The organism is Herbiconiux sp. J20-20 (assembly GCF_057365085.1).
This window is the reverse complement of the sequence record NZ_CP195122.1, coordinates 1287459-1307851: the sequence shown is the minus strand read 5'-3', so window position 1 is coordinate 1307851 and position 20393 is coordinate 1287459. Positions and strand designations below refer to the sequence as shown.

The 20393-nt window shown below is 71.2% G+C and carries 19 protein-coding genes and 1 riboswitch; of the genes, 8 read left to right on the top strand and 11 right to left on the bottom strand.

Annotation, left to right across the window (positions count from 1 at the left end):
* Positions 1-50: 50 nt before the first annotated feature.
* Complete coding sequence (locus tag ACR3ZA_RS06270) at positions 51-1955, top strand: ABC transporter transmembrane domain-containing protein (protein WP_473661156.1); 1905 nt, start codon at positions 51-53, stop codon at positions 1953-1955.
* Positions 1952-3760, top strand: coding sequence for an ABC transporter transmembrane domain-containing protein (locus ACR3ZA_RS06265; RefSeq protein WP_473661155.1), 1809 nt, complete (start codon positions 1952-1954; stop codon positions 3758-3760). The genes ACR3ZA_RS06270 and ACR3ZA_RS06265 overlap by 4 nt, the downstream gene beginning before the upstream one ends.
* Here ACR3ZA_RS06265 and ACR3ZA_RS06260 read toward each other — a convergent pair.
* On the bottom strand, positions 3757-4071 hold the full coding sequence (locus ACR3ZA_RS06260; RefSeq protein WP_473661154.1) for an MGMT family protein: 315 nt from the start codon (positions 4069-4071) through the stop codon (positions 3757-3759). The genes ACR3ZA_RS06265 and ACR3ZA_RS06260 overlap by 4 nt on opposite strands.
* Before the next feature lie 22 nt (positions 4072-4093).
* Positions 4094-4549 (bottom strand): GNAT family N-acetyltransferase, encoded by a 456-nt coding sequence (locus tag ACR3ZA_RS06255; protein ID WP_473661153.1) that lies wholly within the window; start codon positions 4547-4549, stop codon positions 4094-4096.
* Positions 4550-4727: 178 nt separating this feature from the next.
* On the opposite strand from ACR3ZA_RS06255, the gene ACR3ZA_RS06250 reads away from it, so the two are divergent.
* On the top strand, positions 4728-5891 hold the full coding sequence (locus ACR3ZA_RS06250) for an NADP-dependent isocitrate dehydrogenase (RefSeq protein ID WP_473662289.1): 1164 nt from the start codon (positions 4728-4730) through the stop codon (positions 5889-5891).
* Between the two features lie 162 nt (positions 5892-6053).
* On the top strand, positions 6054-6698 hold the full coding sequence (locus tag ACR3ZA_RS06245; RefSeq protein WP_473661152.1) for an NAD(P)H-binding protein: 645 nt from the start codon (positions 6054-6056) through the stop codon (positions 6696-6698).
* Positions 6699-6761: 63 nt separating this feature from the next.
* Here ACR3ZA_RS06245 and ACR3ZA_RS06240 read toward each other — a convergent pair whose 3' ends face one another.
* Positions 6762-7187 carry an Hsp20/alpha crystallin family protein gene (locus ACR3ZA_RS06240; RefSeq protein ID WP_473551858.1) on the bottom strand — a complete coding sequence of 142 codons (426 nt, stop codon included), beginning with the start codon at positions 7185-7187 and terminating at the stop codon, positions 6762-6764.
* Between the two features lie 187 nt (positions 7188-7374).
* On the opposite strand from ACR3ZA_RS06240, the gene ACR3ZA_RS06235 reads away from it, so the two are divergent.
* A complete protein-coding gene (locus tag ACR3ZA_RS06235) occupies positions 7375-9288 on the top strand; it encodes a heavy metal translocating P-type ATPase (protein ID WP_473661151.1) in 1914 nt (637 codons plus the stop codon).
* On the opposite strand, the gene ACR3ZA_RS06230 is transcribed toward ACR3ZA_RS06235, so the two are convergent.
* From ACR3ZA_RS06230 to purU, 5 genes are all read right to left on the bottom strand, one after another.
* Positions 9208-10752, bottom strand: coding sequence for a ferredoxin--NADP reductase (locus ACR3ZA_RS06230; protein ID WP_473661150.1), 1545 nt, complete (start codon positions 10750-10752; stop codon positions 9208-9210). The genes ACR3ZA_RS06235 and ACR3ZA_RS06230 overlap by 81 nt on opposite strands.
* Positions 10749-11561, bottom strand: a complete 813-nt coding sequence (locus ACR3ZA_RS06225; RefSeq protein WP_473662288.1) for an FAD:protein FMN transferase — start codon at positions 11559-11561, stop codon at positions 10749-10751. Before ACR3ZA_RS06225 ends, ACR3ZA_RS06230 begins: the two co-directional genes overlap by 4 nt.
* 56 nt (positions 11562-11617) lie before the next feature.
* On the bottom strand, positions 11618-12034 hold the full coding sequence (locus tag ACR3ZA_RS06220) for a hypothetical protein (RefSeq protein ID WP_473661149.1): 417 nt from the start codon (positions 12032-12034) through the stop codon (positions 11618-11620).
* 122 nt (positions 12035-12156) lie between these two features.
* Positions 12157-13305, bottom strand: a complete 1149-nt coding sequence (gene nagA, locus ACR3ZA_RS06215) for an N-acetylglucosamine-6-phosphate deacetylase (protein ID WP_473661148.1) — start codon at positions 13303-13305, stop codon at positions 12157-12159.
* A 16-nt stretch (positions 13306-13321) separates the two neighbouring features.
* On the bottom strand, positions 13322-14176 hold the full coding sequence (gene purU, locus ACR3ZA_RS06210; protein ID WP_473661147.1) for a formyltetrahydrofolate deformylase: 855 nt from the start codon (positions 14174-14176) through the stop codon (positions 13322-13324).
* Between the two features lie 186 nt (positions 14177-14362).
* Between purU and ACR3ZA_RS06205 the strand changes: the two genes are divergently transcribed.
* From ACR3ZA_RS06205 to ACR3ZA_RS06195, 3 genes are all read left to right on the top strand, one after another.
* Positions 14363-15589, top strand: a complete 1227-nt coding sequence (locus ACR3ZA_RS06205) for an MFS transporter (RefSeq protein WP_473661146.1) — start codon at positions 14363-14365, stop codon at positions 15587-15589.
* Positions 15590-15592: 3 nt separating this feature from the next.
* Positions 15593-15678, top strand: a riboswitch (ZMP/ZTP riboswitch).
* A gap of 41 nt (positions 15679-15719) precedes the next feature.
* Positions 15720-17012 carry a serine hydroxymethyltransferase gene (gene glyA / locus ACR3ZA_RS06200; RefSeq protein WP_473661145.1) on the top strand — a complete coding sequence of 431 codons (1293 nt, stop codon included), beginning with the start codon at positions 15720-15722 and terminating at the stop codon, positions 17010-17012.
* A complete protein-coding gene (locus tag ACR3ZA_RS06195) occupies positions 17009-17884 on the top strand; it encodes a bifunctional methylenetetrahydrofolate dehydrogenase/methenyltetrahydrofolate cyclohydrolase (RefSeq protein ID WP_473661144.1) in 876 nt (291 codons plus the stop codon). The genes glyA and ACR3ZA_RS06195 overlap by 4 nt, the downstream gene beginning before the upstream one ends.
* 19 nt (positions 17885-17903) lie before the next feature.
* Here the strand turns inward: ACR3ZA_RS06195 and ACR3ZA_RS06190 are convergent, their stop codons facing one another.
* From ACR3ZA_RS06190 to ACR3ZA_RS06180, 3 genes are read right to left on the bottom strand one after another with little or no spacing between them, the layout of a single operon-like run.
* Complete coding sequence (locus ACR3ZA_RS06190; protein ID WP_473661143.1) at positions 17904-18773, bottom strand: 5-oxoprolinase/urea amidolyase family protein; 870 nt, start codon at positions 18771-18773, stop codon at positions 17904-17906.
* Positions 18770-19387 (bottom strand): carboxyltransferase domain-containing protein, encoded by a 618-nt coding sequence (locus tag ACR3ZA_RS06185; protein WP_473661142.1) that lies wholly within the window; start codon positions 19385-19387, stop codon positions 18770-18772. The genes ACR3ZA_RS06190 and ACR3ZA_RS06185 overlap by 4 nt, the downstream gene beginning before the upstream one ends.
* Positions 19384-20121, bottom strand: a complete 738-nt coding sequence (locus ACR3ZA_RS06180) for a 5-oxoprolinase subunit PxpA (protein WP_473661141.1) — start codon at positions 20119-20121, stop codon at positions 19384-19386. The genes ACR3ZA_RS06185 and ACR3ZA_RS06180 overlap by 4 nt, the downstream gene beginning before the upstream one ends.
* Positions 20122-20393: the final 272 nt, after the last annotated feature.

The following is a 20393-nucleotide window of genomic DNA, read 5'->3' as shown; positions in this document are numbered from 1 at the left end:
ACATCTTCTCAGCTATGTTGACGCGTCGGCGTCTCCTAAGGACCACTGCAATGCCTTCTTCGTCCCCCGTGACTCCGCGCCCGCGCGGCACCGTCGCGACGCTGCTGCGCCTGGTGCCGTTCGTGCGCCCGGCCATCCCGCGGATCGGGCTCGGCGGCGCCGCCGCCCTGCTGGCCGGCGTGGTCGCGCTCGTGATCCCGGTCGTGCTGCAGGGGCTGGTCGACGGCCCGCTGGCGGCGGGGGATCCGGGGCTGATCTGGCCGGCCGCGCTCGCCGTGCTCGGCCTCGGTGTGCTCGAGGCGGTGTTCATCGCCCTGCGCCGCTGGTTCGTGCTGACCCCCGGCACCCACGTCGAGGCGACCATGCGCAACACGCTCTACGCGCAGCTGCAGGATCTGCCGGTCGCCTTCCATGACCGCTGGCAGTCGGGACAGCTGCTCTCGCGCGCGATGAGCGACCTGGGGCACATCCGCCGCTGGCTGTCGTTCGGCCTGGTGCTGCTCGTCGTCAACGTGGTCACGATCGTGATCGGCTTCGGCGTGCTCATCTACTGGAGCTGGATGCTCGGGGTGCTGTTCCTGGTGCTGTCGATCCCGCTCTGGATCACCGGCTACCTGTTCGAGCAGAAGTACTCGATCGTGGCGCGGCGCAGCCAGGATCAGCAGGGCGATCTGGCCACCGCGGTCGAGGAGAGCGTGCACGGCATCCGCGTGCTGAAGGCGTTCGGGCGCGGCAAGTACTCGCTTGAGAAGTTCACCCGTCAGGCTGAGGAGCTGCGCGGCACCGAGCTGGAGAAGGCGCGCGCGGTCGCCGGCATCTGGTTCTGGCTGCTGCTGGTGCCCGATGTCGCCTTCGCGCTGTGCTTGCTCGGCGGCGTGTGGCTCGCCTCGATCGGCGAGCTGAGCGTCGGCGAGCTGTTCGCCTTCTTCGCCACGGCGACCGTGCTCCGCTTCCCGATCGAGTCGATCGGCTTCCTGCTGTCGATGACCTTCGACACCCGCACCGCCGTCGACCGCCTCTTCGAGGTGCTCGACGAGACGAACACCATCACCGACCCGGAGGCGCCCGCGACGGTCGCCGAGCCGCACGGCCGGCTCGTCTTCGACGACGTGCACTTCCGGTATCAGGATGCGCCGGACGGCGCCCGCGACCTGCTCGACGGCATCCGGCTCGAGCTCGAACCCGGCGAGACGATGGCGCTGGTCGGGCTCACCGGCTCCGGCAAGACGACGCTGACCGCGCTCGCGACCCGGCTGTACGACGTCACCGGCGGACGCATTCTGCTCGACGGCGTCGACATCCGCGACCTCACCCGCGACGAGCTGCGCCGCCACATCGCGATGGGCTTCGAGGACGCCACCCTGTTCTCGGCCTCGGTGCGCGACAACGTGCTGCTCGGGCGGCCCGAGTTCGACGAGGGCGCACGACGCGACGAGGGCGATGCCGTGCTTGCCGAGGCGCTCGAGATCGCGCAGGCCGACTTCGTGCACGAGCTGCCCGAGGGCGTCAGCACGCTCATCGGCGAGGAGGGGCTCAGCCTCTCGGGTGGTCAGCGTCAGCGACTCGCGCTCGCCCGCGCGGTCGCCGCCGCCCCGGCGGTGCTCGTGCTCGACGACCCGCTCTCGGCGCTCGACGTCGACACCGAGGCGCGCGTCGAGGCGGGCCTGCGCCGCGTGCTCGCGACGACCACGGCGCTCATCGTGGCGCACCGGCCCTCGACCGTGCAGCTCGCCGACCGGGTCGCGCTGCTGCAGGACGGGCGGGTCACGGCGGTCGGCACCCACTCGGAGCTGCTGGCGCACAACGAGCACTACCGCTACGTCATCTCGTCGCTCGACGACGACATCCCGCCGGGCCGCGAACGCGACGTGCCAGACGAGATCGTGCCCGCGACGACCGCGCCGATCTCGACCGAGACCGGCACCATCACGATCCCCGGGGGAGGTGCGCGATGAGCGTCAGCGGTGTCACCGGTGAGGAGCGCGACGACTACACCAAGGCGGAGTCCCGCGAGATCCGCCAGCGCTCGCTGCGGCTGCTCGGCTCGCTGCTCGCCCCGCTGAAGCTGCGGGTCGCGCTGACGATGCTCGTGGTCGTGGTCAGCACGGGCGCGCAGGTCGCGGGTCCCGCGCTGATCGCGTTCGGCATCGACCGGGGCCTGCCGGCGCTGCTTCAGAGCCAGGACTGGATGCCCGTGCTGCTCATCGTGGCCGCGTATCTGATCACCGGGCTGATCGGCGCGATCCTCATCGCGCAGTACACCGTGCTCTCGGCGCGGATCAGCCAGGCGATCCTGTTCGACCTGCGCCGTCGGGTGTACCTGCACGCGCAGCGGCTGAGCCTGGAGTTCCACGAGAGCTACACCTCGGGCCGCATCATCGCGCGCCAGACAAGCGACCTCGACTCGATCCGCGAACTGCTCGACTCGGGCATCAACGGCCTCGTGCGCGGCGTGCTCTACATGGTGTTCATCGCGGCCGCCCTCGTCATCCTCGACCCCGTCTCGGGGCTCGTGCTGGCGGGGTCGTTGCCGCCGCTGCTGCTGCTCACGCGCTGGTTCCAGACCCGCTCGCAGCGCGCGTTCCGGCGCACCCGAGTCGCCTCGGCGAAGGTGATCGTGCACTTCGTCGAGACGATGACGGGCATCCGCGCGGTGAAGGCGTTCCGCAAGCAGCCGCGCAACGCCCGCGAGTTCGGCGCGCACGTCGAGGACTACCGCGAGTCGAACGCGCGCGTCATCCAGCTCTTCGGCATCTTCGATCCGGGGCTGGTGCTGATCGGCAACGTCGCGGTCGCGGTCGCGCTGCTGTTCGGCGGCTTCCGGGTGATCGACGGCAGCCTGGCGGTCGGCGCGCTGCTCGCGGTGCTGCTGTACGTGCGCCGCTTCTTCGACCCGATGGAGGAGATGGCGATGTTCTACAACTCCTACCAGTCGGCCGCGGCGGCGCTGGAGAAGATCTCCGGCGTGCTCGAGGAGCGGCCTAGCGTGCCGGATCCGACGGACCCCATCGACCTGTGGGAGGCCGAGGGCAAGCTCGACTTCGAGAAGGTGCGCTTCGCCTACCGCGCCGACCGGGTCATCCTGCCCGAGTTCGACCTGCGCATCCCCGCGGGGCAGACGATCGCGCTCGTCGGCTCCACCGGGGCGGGCAAGTCGACCCTCGCCAAGCTGGTGGCGCGCTTCTACGATCCGAGCGAGGGTCAGATCACGCTCGACGGCGTCGACCTGCGCCGGCTGCATCCGAAGGATCTGCGCCGCGCGATCGTGATGGTGACCCAGGAGGCCTACCTGTTCAGCGGCACGGTCGCCGAGAACATCGCGCTCGGCAAGCCCGGCGCGACCTTCGACGAGATCATCCAGGCGGCGAAGGCCGTCGGCGCGCACGAGTTCATCGAGGAGCTGCCGAACGGCTACGACACCGACGTGAACAAGCGCGGCGGCCGCGTCTCGGCGGGGCAGCGCCAGCTGCTGTCGTTCGCGCGCGCGTTCCTGGCGAACCCGGCGGTGCTGATCCTCGACGAGGCGACCGCCTCGCTCGACATCCCGAGCGAGCGGCTGGTGCAGGAGGGGCTGACGACGCTGCTGGCTGACCGCACGGCGATCATCATCGCGCACCGGCTGTCGACGGTGGCGATCGCCGACCGGGTGCTGGTGATGGAGCACGGCCGCATCGTGGAGGACGGCGCACCCGCCGACCTGATCGGCGGCACCGGGCGCTTCGCGAAGCTGCACGCCGCCTGGCGCGACTCGCTGGTCTAGCGCGGCGACCAGCGGGCGGACGGCGCGACACGGTACGCGCTGCCGTCGGCCGCCCAGATGAGCGGGGTGCCCTCGGCGCGGAAGTGCTCCAGGGCGCGCGCCTCGTGCCCGACCGCGGGATGGCCGGAGGAGCGGATGACGCGCCACCAGGGCACGTCGGCACCGGAGCGGGCCATGACGGTTCCGACCGCGCGCGCCGCACGCGAGCCGAGCACGGCGGCAACGTCGCCGTAGCTCATGACGTGCCCGGCCGGGATGTCGGCCACCAGGTCGAGCACGGCCGACGCGAAGTCGGGCTGCGGCTGGGTCACGCGGCGGCTCGGGAAGGCACGGCTAGAGCTTGAGCGCGCCGAGCTTCTCGCCGTACGGGGTCTCGCCGATGATCTCGAAGCCGACCGCCTTGAAGAACTCCTCGGGGCCGTCGTCGCCGCTGGCCCACACGACGGTCACGTGGTCGAAGCCGCGCTGGCGCGCCTCGTCGGCGAACGCCTTCACCGCGAACCGGCCGACGCCCGTGCCCTGCGCCTCGGCGGCGACGTGCACGCGCCACAGGGCAGCGCGCAGGTATTCCTCGCTCGCGTCGGCATCGAAGGCGCCCATGATGTAGCCGACCACGTGGTCGTTCTCGTCGAGCACGACGCGGGGCCAGGAGCCGGAGGCGTCGAGCTTGTCTTCGGCGGCGGTGTAGGTCTCCGGCTCGATGAACGCCTCTTGACCGGGCTTGAGCGTGAGGCTGTTCGCCGCCGCAATGGTCTGGGCGGTCAGGTCGTGCAGTCTCAGCTCTGCCATAACGACAGGGTAACGCCCCGCGACGATTCGCGGTGGAATCTCTCGATGTCGAGATAGTTCTGAGAGCGGGTAGTCTGTGATGGGCCGGATCCGGCCCCCAGACAGTCTCCCGAAAGGACGCGGCGTGGTCGACAAGATCAAGGTCGAAGGCAAGGTCGTCGAACTCGACGGCGACGAGATGACGCGGATCATCTGGCAGTTCATCAAGGACCGCCTGATCCACCCCTACCTCGACATTGAGCTCGAGTACTACGACCTCGGGATCGAGCACCGTGACGCGACCGACGACCAGGTCACGGTCGACGCCGCCCACGCCATCCAGAAGCACGGCGTCGGCGTGAAGTGCGCGACGATCACGCCCGACGAGGCGCGCGTCGAGGAGTTCGGCCTCAAGAAGATGTGGCGCAGCCCCAACGGCACGATCCGCAACATTCTCGGCGGCGTGATCTTCCGCGAGCCGATCATCATCTCGAACATCCCGCGACTGGTTCCCGGCTGGAACAAGCCGATCATCATCGGCCGTCACGCCTTCGGCGACCAGTACCGCGCCACGGACTTCGTGTTCAAGGGCAAGGGCAAGCTGACGGTCGAGTTCACCCCCGAAGACGGCTCCGAGCCGATGAAGTTCGAGGTCTACGACGCGCCCGATGACGGCATCGCGCAGGTGCAGTACAACCAGGATGCGTCGATCCGCGACTTCGCGCGCGCCTCGCTGAACTACGGCCTGGCCCGCAAGTACCCGGTCTACCTCTCGACGAAGAACACGATCCTGAAGGCCTACGACGGCCGGTTCAAGGACATCTTCCAGGAGATCTACGACGCCGAGTTCAAGGAGCAGTTCGAGGCCGCCGGCATCACCTACGAGCACCGCCTCATCGACGACATGGTCGCCTCGGCCATGAAGTGGGAGGGCGGCTACGTCTGGGCCTGCAAGAACTACGACGGCGACGTGCAGTCGGACACCGTGGCGCAGGGCTTCGGCTCGCTCGGCCTGATGACGAGCGTGCTCACCACGCCCGACGGCAAGATCGTGGAGGCGGAGGCTGCGCACGGCACCGTCACGCGCCACTACCGCCAGCACCAGCAGGGCAAGCCCACCTCGACCAACCCGATCGCCTCGATCTTCGCGTGGACGCGGGGGCTCATGCACCGCGGCAAGCTCGACGGCAACCAGGCGCTGATCACCTTCGCCGAGACGCTGGAAGACGTCGTCATCACGACGGTCGAGAGCGGCAAGATGACGAAGGACCTCGCGCTCCTGGTCGGCCCCGAGCAGGAGTGGCAGACCACCGAGGACTTCCTCGCGACGCTCGACGAGAACCTCAAGGCCCGCCTGGGCTAAGTCGCCCCGCGACGGTCTCATCGTCAGCGCCCGTGCCTCTGCGCGGGCGCTGACGCCGTTAACGAGGCCGCGCCCCGGCGGTCCGCCGGGAACCCGAGTAGCGTCGAGGCATCCGCGGCGCGGACGTGCGGCGGAGTCGACGACCCATTCGCGGAGGTTCTCATGGCACGCATCCTGGTGATCGGCGGCCACGGCAAGGTGGCGCTGCTGCTGGCCCCGATTCTGGCCGAGCGCGGTGACGCGGTCTCGGCGGTCATCCGCAACCCCGAGCACTCAAGCGACGTCGAGGCGCGCGGTGCGACGCCGGTCGTCTGCGACGTCGAGACGGCGGAGGTCGACGAGCTGGCCGCCCTCGCCCGGGGGCACGACGCGGTCGTCTGGTCGGCCGGGGCGGGCGGCGGCAACCCGGACCGCACCTACGCCGTTGACCGAGATGCGGCGATCCGGATGATGGACGCGGCGCTCGCCGCGGGCGTGGCCCGGTTCGTGATGGTCTCCTACTTCGGCGCCGGGCCCGATCACGGCGTTCCCGACGACAACCCGTTCTTCGCCTATGCCGAGGCCAAGTCCACCGCCGACCAGTTCCTGCGCGCGAGCGCGCTGGAGTGGACGATCCTCGCGCCGAGCGGTCTGACCCTCGATGAGCCGACCGGCGAGATCGACGCCGAGGCGCCGAGCGCGGGTTCGGTGAGCCGCGGCGATGTCGCGGCGGTGATCGCTCAGACGCTGGTCGAACCGCGCACGATCCACCGCACGATCCGCTTCAACACGGGGCGCACCCCGATCGTCGAGGCGCTGGCTGGCTGATCCGCTCGCACGAGAACGGACCCGGATGCGGGGGGAGCATCCGGGTCCGCGAACGTGGGCGCCTTAGGCCTTGACCTCGGCCTTGCCCGAGTGCTTCGCCTGGATCTCGATCTTGCGCGGCTTGGCCTCTTCGGCCACCGGGATCAGCACGCTCAGCACGCCGTTCTCGTAGCTCGCCGAGATCTTGGCGGTGTCGATGCCCTGCCCGAGGTTGAGCTGGCGCAGGAAGCTGCCGGCGGGACGCTCGCGCGTCAGCCACTTGACGCCCTCCTGCGAGCGCGGGGTGCGCTCGGCGCGGATGGTGAGCAGCTGGCCATCGACGTCCATGTCGACGCTGCCCGGGTCGACGCCCGGGAGGTCGGCGGTGAGCACGTAGTGGTCGCCGTCGCGGTAGAGGTCCATGGGCATGAGCCGGGGCCCTTGACGGCTGTCGAGCAGCCGCTCGGTCGCACGGTCCAGCTCACGGAAAGGGTCGAAGAGAAGTGTCATCCGGTCCTCCTAGGGGTAGTTCAATAGTTGAGTCGCTCTGACTCAACTGTGAAGAATTTAGCACTCTCCCCCCGAGAGTGCCAACGACTCTCGGCGAACTCTCGGAGTGCTCGCTCCGGGCGAAACCGCTGGTCAGGCCAGGCTCCGCTTACTGGAAATCCGGCCACAACAGGCGTAAGCAAGGCACATGAGACGTGTCGTGGGCTTCTTCGTCCGGTACCCGCTGGTGGGCGTCACGCTCGGCGTCGGCGTGGTCGGACTGATCCTGCTGGCGACACCGCTGAGCGCGGCGGTGCCGTGGCTCGTCGGCGGATTCGCGGGGCTGGTGGCGCTGCGCGAAGGCATCAGCATGGTGCGCAGCCTGCTGCGGCGCGAGTTCGGACTCGACCTGCTCGCGCTCATCGCGATCGTCAGCACGATCGCCGTGGGCGAGTACTGGGCCGCGCTGATCGTGGTGCTGATGCTCACCGGGGGCGAGGCGCTCGAGGACTTCGCCGCGGGACGCGCGAACCGGGAGCTCAAGGCGCTGCTCGACCGCAGCCCGCAGATCGCTCACCGGATCGACGGCGACTCTCTCGTCGACGTCGCGGCCGACGACGTGCGGGTGGGGGATCGCATCCTGGTGCGCCCCTCCGAGGTGATCCCGGTCGACGGCGTGCTGATCAGCGCCGCGGGGACCTTCGACGAGTCGTCGATCACCGGGGAGAGCCTCCCGGTCGATCGGCAGCGCGGCGAGGCGGTCTCCAGCGGCGCCGTCAACGGCGCGGGCGTCGTCGAGATCGAGGCGACGTCGCTCGCCGCCGACAGCCAGTACCAGCGGATCGTCGCGCTGGTGCGCGAGGCGACCGCGAGCACCGCGCCGCTGGTGCGCCTCGCCGACCGCTACGCGGTTCCGTTCACGATCGTCTCCCTGGGGCTCGCCGCGCTCGGCTGGGCGATCTCGGGCGACCCGGTGCGCTTCGCCGAGGTGCTCGTCGTCGCGACCCCGTGCCCGCTGCTGATCGCCGCCCCGGTGGCGTTCATGGGCGGCATGGGCCGGGCGGCCAAGGAGGGCATCGTCATGAAGTCCGCCAGCTCGCTGGAGACCCTCGCCCGCGTGCGCACGGCCGTCTTCGACAAGACCGGCACGCTGACGAGCGGGATGCCCGAGCTGGTGCGCGTCGAGCTCGCGGGCGATCTCTCCGAGCGCGAGCTCCTCGGACTGGTCGGCGCCGCCGAGCGCGCCTCCAGCCACGTGCTCGCGCAGGCGCTCCGCACCGCGATCGCGGCGCGCGGCATCGTCGAGCCGCCGGTCGGCGAGGCGGAGGAGGTCGCAACGACCGGGGTTCGCGCGATCGTCGACGGCCGCACGGTCCTCGTCGGCAAGCCCGCCTTCGTGGCGGAGAGCGTCGAAGGGATGGAGCGGGCGACGCTCGAGCCTGGCGAGGCGGCCGTCTACGTCGGCGTCGACGGCGCGTTCGCGGGGGCCGTTATTCTGCGCGACCGGCCGCGACCCGAGGCTCGGGAGACGCTGGCCACGCTGTCGGCGCTCGGCATCCAGCGCACCCTGGTCGTCACCGGCGATGTGAGCGATACCGCCGAGTCGATCGCCGCCGAGGTGGGCATCGACGAGGTGCACGCGGAGTGCCGACCCGAGGACAAGGTGCGGATCCTGCGCGAGCTTCCCGAGCGCCCCGTGATGATGACCGGGGACGGGGTCAACGATGCGCCGGTGCTCGCCGTCGCCGAGGTGGGCATCGCGCTGGGCGCCCGCGGCACGACCGTCGCGAGCGAGTCGGCCGACATCGTGCTGCTGCTCGACGACCTGAATGGTGTCGCTCGCGCGGTCGCGATCGGCCAGCGCACCGTCTCGATCGCGCTCCAGAGCATCTGGATCGGCATCGCGATCAGCATTGGGCTCATGCTGTTCGCGCTCACCGGCTCGCTGCCCGCGATCGTCGGGGCGGGACTTCAGGAGGTTGTCGACCTCGTCGCCATTCTGGCGGCGCTGCGCGCGCTGCGCCCCGGACGGCGCGAGAAGTCAGTAGCCCAGGAACACATCAGTGCGCGGGTGTCGAACGCCCGCGCGATGGAGAGTGCGTCGCAGGGCTCCCACGAGTGACGGCGGGCCCGACAGGTACGCGGTGCGCGCGGGGGCGTCGGGCACGGCGGCCAGGATCGCCTCGGCGCTCAGGCGGTCCGGGCCGATCCAGCTCCACCCCGGCCGCAGCTCGACGGGCTCGTCGGGGGAGGCGATGACGACGCGGGCGCCGCTGCGCTCCAGTTCGGGCAGGTAGGCGAGCTCCGCGCTGTCGGAGACCGCGTAGACCACGACGACGTCCGGGGCGGCGCCGCGCTGCCGGCCGAGAGTCGCCAACTGCTCCAGGTGTCCGATGAACGGCGTGATGCCGATCCCGCCCGCGACGAGCAGGAGCGGGGCAGCGGGGTCGCGCGGCAGCACGAAGTCGCCGCCGACCGACGTGGCGCCGAGGCGCGCGCCCGGTTCGAGCGCGAGCAGGCGCTGCTTGAAGCTGGAGGCGGGCGGCGTCACGCGCACGCCGATCTTGAGCCGATCGTCCGCGGCGGAGGCGATGCTGAACATCCGCCGGTCGCCGCGACCGTCGGACCGCCGATGCGGCAGAGCCAGCTCGATGAACTGGCCCGCACTGAAGCGCACCGGCGCGAGGGGCCGCAGCTCGAACTCCCAGCTCGTCGGGGTCAGCTGGCGCTTGGCCACGAGCTCCAGGCGGATTCCGCGACGTTGGCCGAGCAGGAACGAGACGGCGTTGCCGACGATCAGCGCGAACTCGGGCGTCGAGCTGATCGGGCCGAGAGTGAGCGCCCCGAGCTCGAGTGAGCCCGTCGAGAAGGGCACGCTCAGAATCACGGCGACCAGCGCGCCGATGAGGACCTGCTGGCGCCGTCGCGGCGGCAGCGTGAGCGGCTCGCTCAGCATGAAGCCGACGAAGAAGATCAGGGGAGACGAGGCGAGCGCGAATCCGACCGCGGTGCCGAGGTCCGAGCCGGCGGTGACGTAGCGGGTCAGCAGGATCGCGGTGGCGACCGCCACGGCAACGGCGCCGAGGGGCAGATGGCGCGTGCGGAACAGAATGAGCGCCGCCGCGATCGCGACGAGCGGCAGCATCGGCGGCGTGCCCACCCACCAGGTCGCGGTCGTGAGTCCGAACACGCCGGCGATGAAGACGCCCGTCGCGGCGGGATTGAACAGGTGGCGCCCGCGCACCGCCAGCAGGTACTTGCTGGACGCGGCGATCACTCCGGCGCCCGCGCTCGCCGCCAGGCCCCACGGGTCGAGGCTCGCCGGAAGGATGAAGAACACCAGCAGGGCAGTGATCGTCGACGAGTCGTAGTGCGGGCTCACGCGCGCGATGCGGGCGGCGGCGAGGTTGGCGGCGTGGGTGGCGACGAGCAGCACCGCGAGCGAGCCGAGCAGCTCGAGCGGGGTGAAGGCGAGTTCGCCGAACGCGGCGAGACCGAGCGCCGCGACCACGAGCACACCGAGGCTGACGATCACCAGCCGGTAGGTCGTCAGGTGGCCGAGAAGTCGATCGAGGGGGGTGATCACAGGAAGAGCTCTCCGGGGAAGTCGGCGGAGACGTCGAAGCGTCCGTCGGCGAACAGTCTGACGTGTTCCACGCGGTGGCGCCGGAGGAAGTCCGGGTCGACGTCGAAGAACAGCGCGGTGGCGGCGCCGTCGGCGACGAGCGCAGAATTGGCAATGGCCCAGGTGGCCACGACGTGCGGGGTCGGCAGGCCGGTGATCGCATCGAGCACGTGGTGGTTCACATCGGCCCAGCGTCGCCGATTGGTCGCGCTCGCACACAGCGCACGACTCCCGGGCTCGGCGATCCCGACGGCTCGCCGCGGATCGGCGGGGTGCTCCAGGGCGATGCGGAGCTCGAGGTCGCCGCGGCCGCGCAGGTCGCCGCTGGCGTCGATCAGGTACTCGGCGATGTTGGCGAGGTCCAGCAGCTCGGCCACCAGGTCGACGAGGTAGCCCTTGCCGGCCGCGCCGACATCCAGCAGCGCCCCCGCGGACGTCTCCAGGTGCTCGCCGTCCCAGGTGAGCACGTCGTCCCAGGCGGGCACCGACGTCTCCGGCGCCAGGCGCAGCTCGGATCCCGCGCCGTAGCCCAGCCGGTCGAGCTGCCGGGCGACGAGCGGCGACACCCGCCCGGCGGTGGCCTCGTACAACTCGCGGTAGAGGTCGATCAGCGGCGGGGCGTCGGCGGGCAGGCGGTAGCGCCCGGCGGCGGTGGCGATCCGGTGCACGAGCGAGTCCATCCGGAACCTCGACCAGTCGCGATCGAAGCGGTCGATTCGCCTCGACGCCGCGGTGGCGACCGACTCCGGGAGCGGCGCGCGCGTGTCGATGCGCCACGGCGTGCCGATCGCCTCGAACCGCCAGGCGACGGGGAGCGGGTCGACGATCAGCTCTCGAGCGCTTCCGACTTGATGGCGTCGATCGCCGTCAGGAATCCCTCGGTCGTCAGGGAGGCGCCGGCAACTCGCGACACGGAGATCTCGTCGAGGTCGACGCCGACGACCTCGTTCGCGATCGCCGCGGCGAACAGCGTCTGGAATTCCTCGGCCTGCGGGTCGGTCGCGTCGCCGGTCACGTCAACCGCGGTCACCACATCGTCCTCCAGCGACACCGTGACGACGATCGACTCGGCGCCGCTGGGCGCCTGGTAGTCGCCGGTCGCCGTGTACTCGCCGTCGGTGTAGCCGCCTGAGGCGCTCGTCGTGGTGGTGGCCGCGTCGCTGGCGCTCGCGCATCCGCTGAGAGCGACCGTGATGCCGAGGCCGGCGAAACCGACGGATGCGAGACGGGGGTGGGAGGTCATCGGGACTCCTGGGGTGGTCGGGGGTGCTGTTCTGCTGGCACCAGCCTTCCAGTCCCGCGCGCCGGTTCGCTGGGTGGGCACCGCGAGAGGGGTATGGACTGTCAATGAATCCGGTCGCGAGATCAGTCGGGGATGCGCTCCCCGCGTGCCCACACCGCGTCGACGGTCCAGTCCTCATCGAGGATCACCAGATCGGCGGCGAAGCCGGGGGCCAGGCGGCCGAGGGTGTCCTCGAGCCCGAGCACGCGCGCGGGGGTCGAGGTGAGCGCGGCCACCGCATCGGCGGGAGGAACCCGCGCTTCGGTGATGGCGGTGCGCAGCGCGACATCGAGCGTGAGCGTCGAGCCGGCGAGGGTGTCGGTTCCGTTGAGCACGGCCCGGCCGTCCTTCACGATGACGTTGAGCGAGCCGATCGAGTAGAACCCGTCGGCGCTGCCCGCAGCCGCCATCGCGTCGGTCACGAGCACGATCCGCTCGGGGGCGGCGCGGAACGTCATCTCGAGCACTCCCGGGTGCACGTGGATGCCGTCGGCGACCAGCTCGATCGCCACGTTCTGATCGTCGAAGGCGGCGACCAGCGGCCCGGGCTCGCGGTGGTGGATTCCGGGCATGGCGTTGAAGGCGTGCGTCAGCAGTCGGGCGCCGTGCTCGAACGACTGGCGCGCGGTCTCGTAGTCGACCTCGGTGTGGCCGATCGCGACCACGGTGCCGGCGGCGGTGAAGCGGTCGATCGACACGAGGGCGCCGGGGAGCTCGGGCGCGATCGTGATCTGGCGCAGCGTCCCCTGGGCGGCGTCGATCAGCCGGGCGTCCACCTCGGGGTCCGGCGCGATGAGGAACTCCTGCGCGTGGGCGCCGCGGCGCCGCACCGCCAGGTACGGGCCCTCGAGGTGCGAACCGAGGATGAGCGGATCCTGCGCGGCGAGTTCGGCGACCGTGCGCAGGCTCGCGGTCAGGGTGTCGAGCGGATTCGCGACGAGCGAGATCACGCTCCGTGTCGTGCCGTGCGAGCGGTGGGTGGCGAGCGCGGTGCGAATCGACGTGGGACCGTCGTCGAAGGCGTACCCGCCGCCGCCGTGCCCGTGCAGGTCGATGAAGCCGGGCGTCAGCCAGGCGCCGCCGACGTCGATGCGCTCGACGCCGACGACCAGGTCGTCGTCCGGGGGCGCTCCGGTGCCGGTGGCGCTGATCGTCTCCTCGTCGATCAGCAGCCAACCCCGGCGCTCGCCGTCGAGGTCGAGCAGTCGGGCGTTCTCGAAGAGCAGGGGCATGGGTTCCTCCGTGAGGTCAGCGGAAGATGATGGTCCGCGCGCCGTCGAGCAGCACGCGATCCTCGCTGAACCATTTGACGGCCTGGGTGAGGGTGCGGCTCTCCTCGTCCTGCCCGATGGCGACGAGTTCCGAGACCGTGCGCGTGTGGTCCACCCGCACGATGTTCTGTTCGATGATCGGCCCCTCGTCGAGGTCGCTCGTCACGAAGTGCGCCGTCGCGCCGATGATCTTCACCCCGCGCGCGTGCGCCTGCTTGTAGGGGTTCGCGCCCTTGAAGCCGGGAAGGAACGAGTGGTGGATGTTGATCACCCGTCCCGCCAGCGCTTCGCACAGCTCGGGAGACAGGATCTGCATGTAGCGCGCGAGAACCACGAGCTCGATGTCGTGCTCTTCGACGACCTCCAGGACCCGCTGCTCGAAGGCGAGCTTCTGGCCGGGGCTCACGACCGGGTGCGACTCGAACGGCACCCCGTAGAACGAGGCGAGCTCGCCGAGATCCGGATGGTTGCTGAGGACGAGCGGGATGTCGACGGCGAGCTGGCCGGCGCGCTGGCGGAAGAGCAGATCGTTGAGGCAGTGACCGGACTTCGAGGCCAGCACGAGCGTGCGCAGGGGACGGCCGACGACGTCGAGCTGCCACTGCATCTCGTAGTGCTTCGTCACGGGCGCGAGGGCGGCCTCGAACTCGTCACGGCTGGCCGTGGACTCGACCTGGAGCCGCATGAAGAACGTTCCGGTGTCGTCGCTGGAGAACTGCTGCGACTCCGTGATGTTGCCCGCGGCCGCGACGATGGCCCCGCTGATCGCGTGAACGATGCCGGGCTTGTCCTCGCAGACGAGTGTCAGGATCCAGTGAGTCGGGGTGGTCACGCTTCCAGCGTAGGGCAGGCGTTCGGGCGGATCGTGCAGGGATCGAGGTATCAGGCCGCGGCGCGGCAGGGGGCCGGACGAGCGCGAACGGCGACGACTACGTAGACTCGTCCGGAGCCCGCGTCACGCGCGCTCCCGCGGCCGGCGACACGCGCCACCCCTCGTTCTCGAGAGCTCTGTTCTTCTATGTCGACTTCTGCTGCGCCCGCCACCGCGACGGCGCCCTTCCCGCTCGGGCGGCTTCTCGTCCTGACCGGCGCCATCTTCGTCTCGGTGTCGAGCGAGTTCCTGCCGACCGGTCTGCTGCCGGACATGGCGCGCGACCTCGGCGTCTCCGAGTCCCGCGTCGGCCTGCTGGTCACCATCTTCGCGCTCACGGTGGTCGTCAGCACCGCCCCGCTGGCCGCGATGACCCACAAGTACTCGCGCAAGTGGCTCATGGTCGTCCTGCTCGGGATCTTCGCGGTCGCGAACGTGCTGGCGGGCATCGCGCCGAGCTACGAGTTCCTGGTCGGCGCGCGCATCCTGGGCGGCCTTGCCCACGGGCTGTTCTGGGCCGTCACCGGGCCCTACGCCTCGCGGCTCGTGCCGCGCACCCAGCTCGCCAAGGCGATCTCGATCACCAACGCCGGCGGCACGGCCGCGTTCATTCTCGGGGTGCCGGTCGGCACGGCGCTCGGCCATGCGCTCGGCTGGCGCGCCGCGTTCATCGTGATGGCGCTCGTCGTGGTGGTGTTCGCGGCGCTCGTCGTGCTCTACCTGCCGCCGGTCGAGCACCGTGTCCCGCTGGCCACCGGTGAGATCGCCACGTCGGCGCGGAAGGATCCGACGCTGCCCGGCATCGTGATCGTCTGCCTCACCGTCGTGCTCGTGGTCACCGGCTACAACGTGTTCTCGACCTACATCGCGCCGTGGTCGATCGGGGTCGCGGGGGTCGTCCCGGACCTGGTCCCGGTCATCCTGCTCGTCAACGGGATCGGCGGCGCGCTGGGGCTTGCCATCGCCGCGGTGTTCGGCGACCGCGCGCCGCAGGCGACGCTCATCGCGATGCTCATCGGCGTGGCCACGAGCATGGCGGCGGTCTCCGTGTGGGGGAACGGGTTCGTGGCCGCGTTGATCCTGATGGCGCTGTGGAGCGTCTCGTTCGGCGGCATCCCCGCCATCATGCACGCGCGGATCCTGCACACGGCCTCGCTGCGGCTGCGCGACATCGGGGCGGCGTGGCTCACCACCGCGTTCAACGTCGCGATCGCGGTGGGGGCGCTCGTCGGCGGATTCCTGCTCGACGAGGTCGGCATCGAGGTGCTGCCGTGGGCCGCGGTGCTGCTGTTCGTCGGCGCCCTCGTCTTCGTACTGCTGACCGATCGGATCCGTCTGGCGCCCCATTCGGGCGAGCAGCGCGGCGTCGCGTAGACTGGGGCGCGTCGCGACTGGCGTTCGGATGGGTCACCATCGGGGAGCGACGATCACGTGAACGGCGGCCGTACGCCTGGGCCGCCCCTGCATCAACCAGGTAGTTTTCTCGTGAACGTTAGGAGCGCCCGTGTCCATCCCCTCCACTTTCAATTCGCCGCTGTCTGAGGTCGACCCGGAGGTCGCCGAAGCCCTCGAGCTCGAGCTGGCTCGTCAGCGCTCGACGCTCGAGATGATCGCGAGCGAGAACTTCGTGCCGCGCGCCATCCTCGAGGCGCAGGGCTCGGTGCTCACCAACAAGTACGCCGAGGGCTACCCCGGTCGTCGCTACTACGGCGGCTGCGAGTTCGTCGACATCGTCGAGACCCTCGCCATCGAGCGCGCCAAGGCGCTGTTCGGCGCCGAGTTCGCCAACGTGCAGCCGCACTCGGGAGCGAGCGCGAATGCCGCCGTGCTGAGCGCGATCGCGCAGCCCGGCGACCGCATCCTGGGCCTCGAGCTGGCGCACGGCGGCCACCTGACCCACGGCATGCGCCTCAACTTCTCCGGCAAGCTCTACGAGGCGCACGCCTACGGCGTCGACCCCGAGACGATGACGATCGACATGGCGACGGTGCGCGAGAAGGCGCTCGAGGTGAAGCCGCAGGTGATCATCGCCGGCTGGTCGGCCTACCCGCGCCAGCTCGACTTCGCCGCGTTCCGCGCGATCGCCGACGAGGTGGGCGCGAAGCTCTGGGTCGACATGGCGCACTTCGCCGGTCTGGTGGCCGCGGGCCTGCACCCCTCGCCCGTGCCGCACGCCCACATCGTCTCCTCGACCGTGCACAAGACGATCGGCGGCCCGCGCTCGGGCTTCATCCTCACCAACGACGCCGACATCGCCAAGAAGATGAACTCCAACGTCTTCCCCGGCCAGCAGGGCGGACCGCTCATGCACGTGATCGCCGCGAAGGCGACCGCGTTCAAGCTGGCGGCCGAGCCGGAGTTCCGCGACCGCCAGGAGCGCACCATGCGCGGCGCCGCGATCCTCGCCGACCGTCTCACCCAGCCGGATGCGAAGGCCGCCGGCATCGACGTCCTCTCCGGCGGCACCGACGTGCACCTCGTGCTGGTGGACCTCCGCCACTCCGAGATGACCGGCCAGGACGCCGAGAACCGTCTGCACGAGGTCGGCGTCACCGTCAACAAGAACTCGGTGCCGAACGACCCGCGCCCGCCGATGGTCACCAGCGGCGTCCGCATCGGAACGCCCGCGCTCGCGACCCGCGGCTTCGGCGACGCCGAGTTCACCGAGGTGGCCGACATCATCGCGCTGACGTTGATTCCGGGCTCCGACCTGGGCGCACTGCGCACCCGCGTCGAGACGCTCGCGAACGCCTTCCCGCTCTACGAAGGCCTTTCCTCGCCGGGCACCTGGCGATGACCGCGATCCGGCTCGACGGCGTCGCGACCGCGACCGCGATCAAGGCGGAGCTCGCCGAGCGCGTCGCCGCACTGCGCACAGCGGGCATCGCGCCGGGGCTCGGGACGCTGCTCGTCGGCAGCGACCCCGGATCCGTCTCCTACGTCGGCGGCAAGCACCGCGACTCCGCGGAGGTCGGCATCGAGTCGATCCGGGTGGAGCTTCCCGACACGGCGAGCGAGGCCGAGGTTCGCGCCGCGATCGCCGGGCTGAACGCCGACCCCGCCGTCACCGGCTACATCGTGCAGCTGCCGCTGCCGAAGGGCATCGACGAGAACGCGATGCTCGAGCTGATCGACCCGGCGAAGGATGCCGACGGCCTGCACCCCACCAACCTGGGCCGGCTCGTGCTCGGGGTGGCGAGCGAGATGAACTCGCCGCTGCCGTGCACGCCCGCGGGCGTCGTCGAGCTGCTGCGCCGGCACGACGTGCCAATCGCCGGCAAGCACGTCACGATCATCGGGCGCGGACTCACGGTCGGCCGTCCGCTGGGGCTCGTCTTCACCCGCAGGGGCGTGGATGCGACCGTCACCCTCACCCATTCGCGCACGGTCGACCTGGCCGCCGAGGTGCGCCGCGCCGACATCGTGGTGGCGGCTCTCGGCATTCCGCACTTTGTGCAGCCGGACTGGATCAAGCCCGGCGCGGCGGTGCTGGACGTCGGGGTCACCCGCGTCGGCACCACCGAGTCGGGGCGCGCCCGCCTGCACGGCGACGTGCACCCGGACGTGGCCGAGGTCGCGGGCTGGCTCTCGCCGAACCCGGGCGGGGTCGGGCCGATGACGCGCGCGCTGCTGCTGCAGAACGTGGTCGAGGCGGCCGAGCGGCTCTGAGCCGCGGCCGTTCCGCGCGCTACGCGGCGCCGGTGGCGAGCGTGAAGCGCACCTGCTGCCCCGGGCGCAGCTGCGCGAGCGCGTCCAGGTCGGCGTCGGTCACAACGGCGATCACGGGGTAGCCCCCGGTCGCCGGGTGATCGGGGCCGAGGATCGTCGGGGCGCCGTCGGGCGAAACCTGGATGGCTCCCGGCAGCATCCCCTCGCTCGGCAGCTCGCGGTCGTCGACCCGGGTGAGCGCGGGACCGTCGAGGCGGATGCCGGTGCGGTCGGCGCGCGCCGACACCACCCATTCCTCGGCCAACAGCGCCTCCCACGCCGCGGCCGTGAACCAGGACTGCCGGGGCCCCGGACGCAGGGCGATCGTGCGCGCCCCCGCGCTCGGCGGGTCGACGGGCACGAAGTCGACCGCGGGGATCGGGAGCTCGGGCTCCGGGCCGAGGGGCAGCGGGTCGCCGGCGGTCAGCGGTTCCGGGCCGAGCGCCGCCAGGGTGTCGCGCGAGCGCGATCCGAGCACCGACGGCACGGCGATCCCGCCGCGCACCGCGAGGTAGCCGCGCACGCCGTGGGTGGCGACACCGAGCGCGAGTTCGGCTCCCGCCTCGGCGTGGGTGGCGGTGTGCGGTTCGACGCGCACGCCGTCGAGGTGCGCGTCGAACCACGCGCCCGTGAGAGCGAACCAGGCCGGGGCCGCGAAGCGCAGCCGCGCCCCGCCGAGGAGGAACTCGATGCCGGCGGCGCTCGCCGTGTTGCCGAGCAGTCGGTTGCCGAGCGCGAGCGCCGCGCGATCCATGGCGCCGGAGACGCCCACCCCGTCGCGAAGATGGCCGGGCCTGCCGAGGTCCTGCACGAGGGAGACCGGCCCGGGGTCGAGGATCTCGAGGCTCATGGCACCGCCTCGAAGCGGACGCGGGTGCCCGGGGTGAGCAGGGCAGCGGGCTCGCGCTCGGCATCCCAGAGCACCGCGTCGGTGCGGCCGATCAGCTGCCAGCCGCCGGGAGAGGAACGCGGGTAGACGCCCGAGAACTCCGCCGCGAGGGCGACCGAGCCGGGCTCCACGCGCGGGCGGGAGGTCGCGCGCCGGGGCAGTTCGAGGCCGAAGTCGGGCGAGACGAGGTAGCCGAAGCCGGGCGCGAAGCCGGTGAACGCGCACACCCAGGTGCTCGCGGCGTGGCGTTCGGCGAGCCCCGCGGCGGTGAGTCCGACCGCCGCGGCCGCCTCGGTGAGGTCCGGGCCGTCGTAGCGCACCGCGATGGTCACGAGTGCGGCATCGGAGGCGCCGCCGGGCACCGGCTCCGGGTCGCCGACTGCGCGCAGCCAGGTCTCGATCGCGCGCAGCGAGACCCCGGGCTCCGTCCGCACGAGCACCGTGCGAGCCGCCGGGACAAGCTCGACCACGCCGGGCGGCACGGTGCGCTCCAGCACGCGGGCGGCGGCCATCGTGTGCTCGAGCGTGTCGTACTCGGCGAGCAGGGCGCGGTCGCCGAACGGCAGGACTCTCACGCGAAGGCCCGCAGCTCGATGCCCTCGGCGTCGAGCGCGGCGCGCACCGCGCGGGCCAGCCTCGCCGCGCCGGGGGTGTCGCCGTGCACGCAGAGCGAGGCCGCCTCCACCGTGATCTCGGTGCCGTCGAGCGCGGTCACGCGGTGCTCCCGCGCCAGCCGGACGGCGCGACGCGCGACCGCCTCAGGGTCGCTCAGGACGGCGCCCGTCTCGCCGCGCGGGGCGAGCCGCCCGTCCGGCAGGTAGCCTCGGTCGGCGAAGGCCTCCCGCACGAACCGCACCCCGTGCCGATCCGCGGCCGCCTCGACCGCGCTGCCGGGCAGTCCCACCAGCGGCAGTCCGGCGGCGGCCGCCACCCGCGCCACCACCTCCGCCTGCTCAGGGTCGATCGCGATCCGGTTGTACAGCGCGCCGTGCGGTTTGAGGTAGCGCACCTCCACCATCGCGCCGACGGCGACCTCGGCCAACGCGGTCAGCTGCGCCTCCAGGTCGGCCTGCAGCACCGCGGGGGCGGGGTTCATCGGGCTGCGGCCGAAGTTCTCGCGATCCCGGTAGGAGGGATGCGCGCCGACGGCAACCCGGTGCTCGCGCGCCCGCCGCACGGTGGTCGTCATCGTCGCGACATCGCCGGCATGGAAGCCGCAGGCGACGTTGGCGCTGGTGACCTGGGCGGTGAGCTCGGCATCCTCGCTCATGCCCTCGCCGAGGTCGGCGTTGAGGTCGATCGCTGCCATGGGCGCCAGTCTAGGCAGGGCGTCGGGGCGCTCGCTCGACCGCTGTGGGCCGTGCCGTCGGGGCTGTCCGGCTTCCGGGATCACGGAAATCCGGCGACACGCCGAAATCACAACATCTAGGTAATTACATCAGTGGAATTCCCGGTATATAGTGAAGGACCAACTCACCGGTCGAGGCTTTCGCAGCTCCGGGCGGCGTAGGGGAACCGCTGAATTGAGGAGGCTCACATGAACGACGTCGACACCGTTGGTGGTTACGCTGTCCCGGTCGA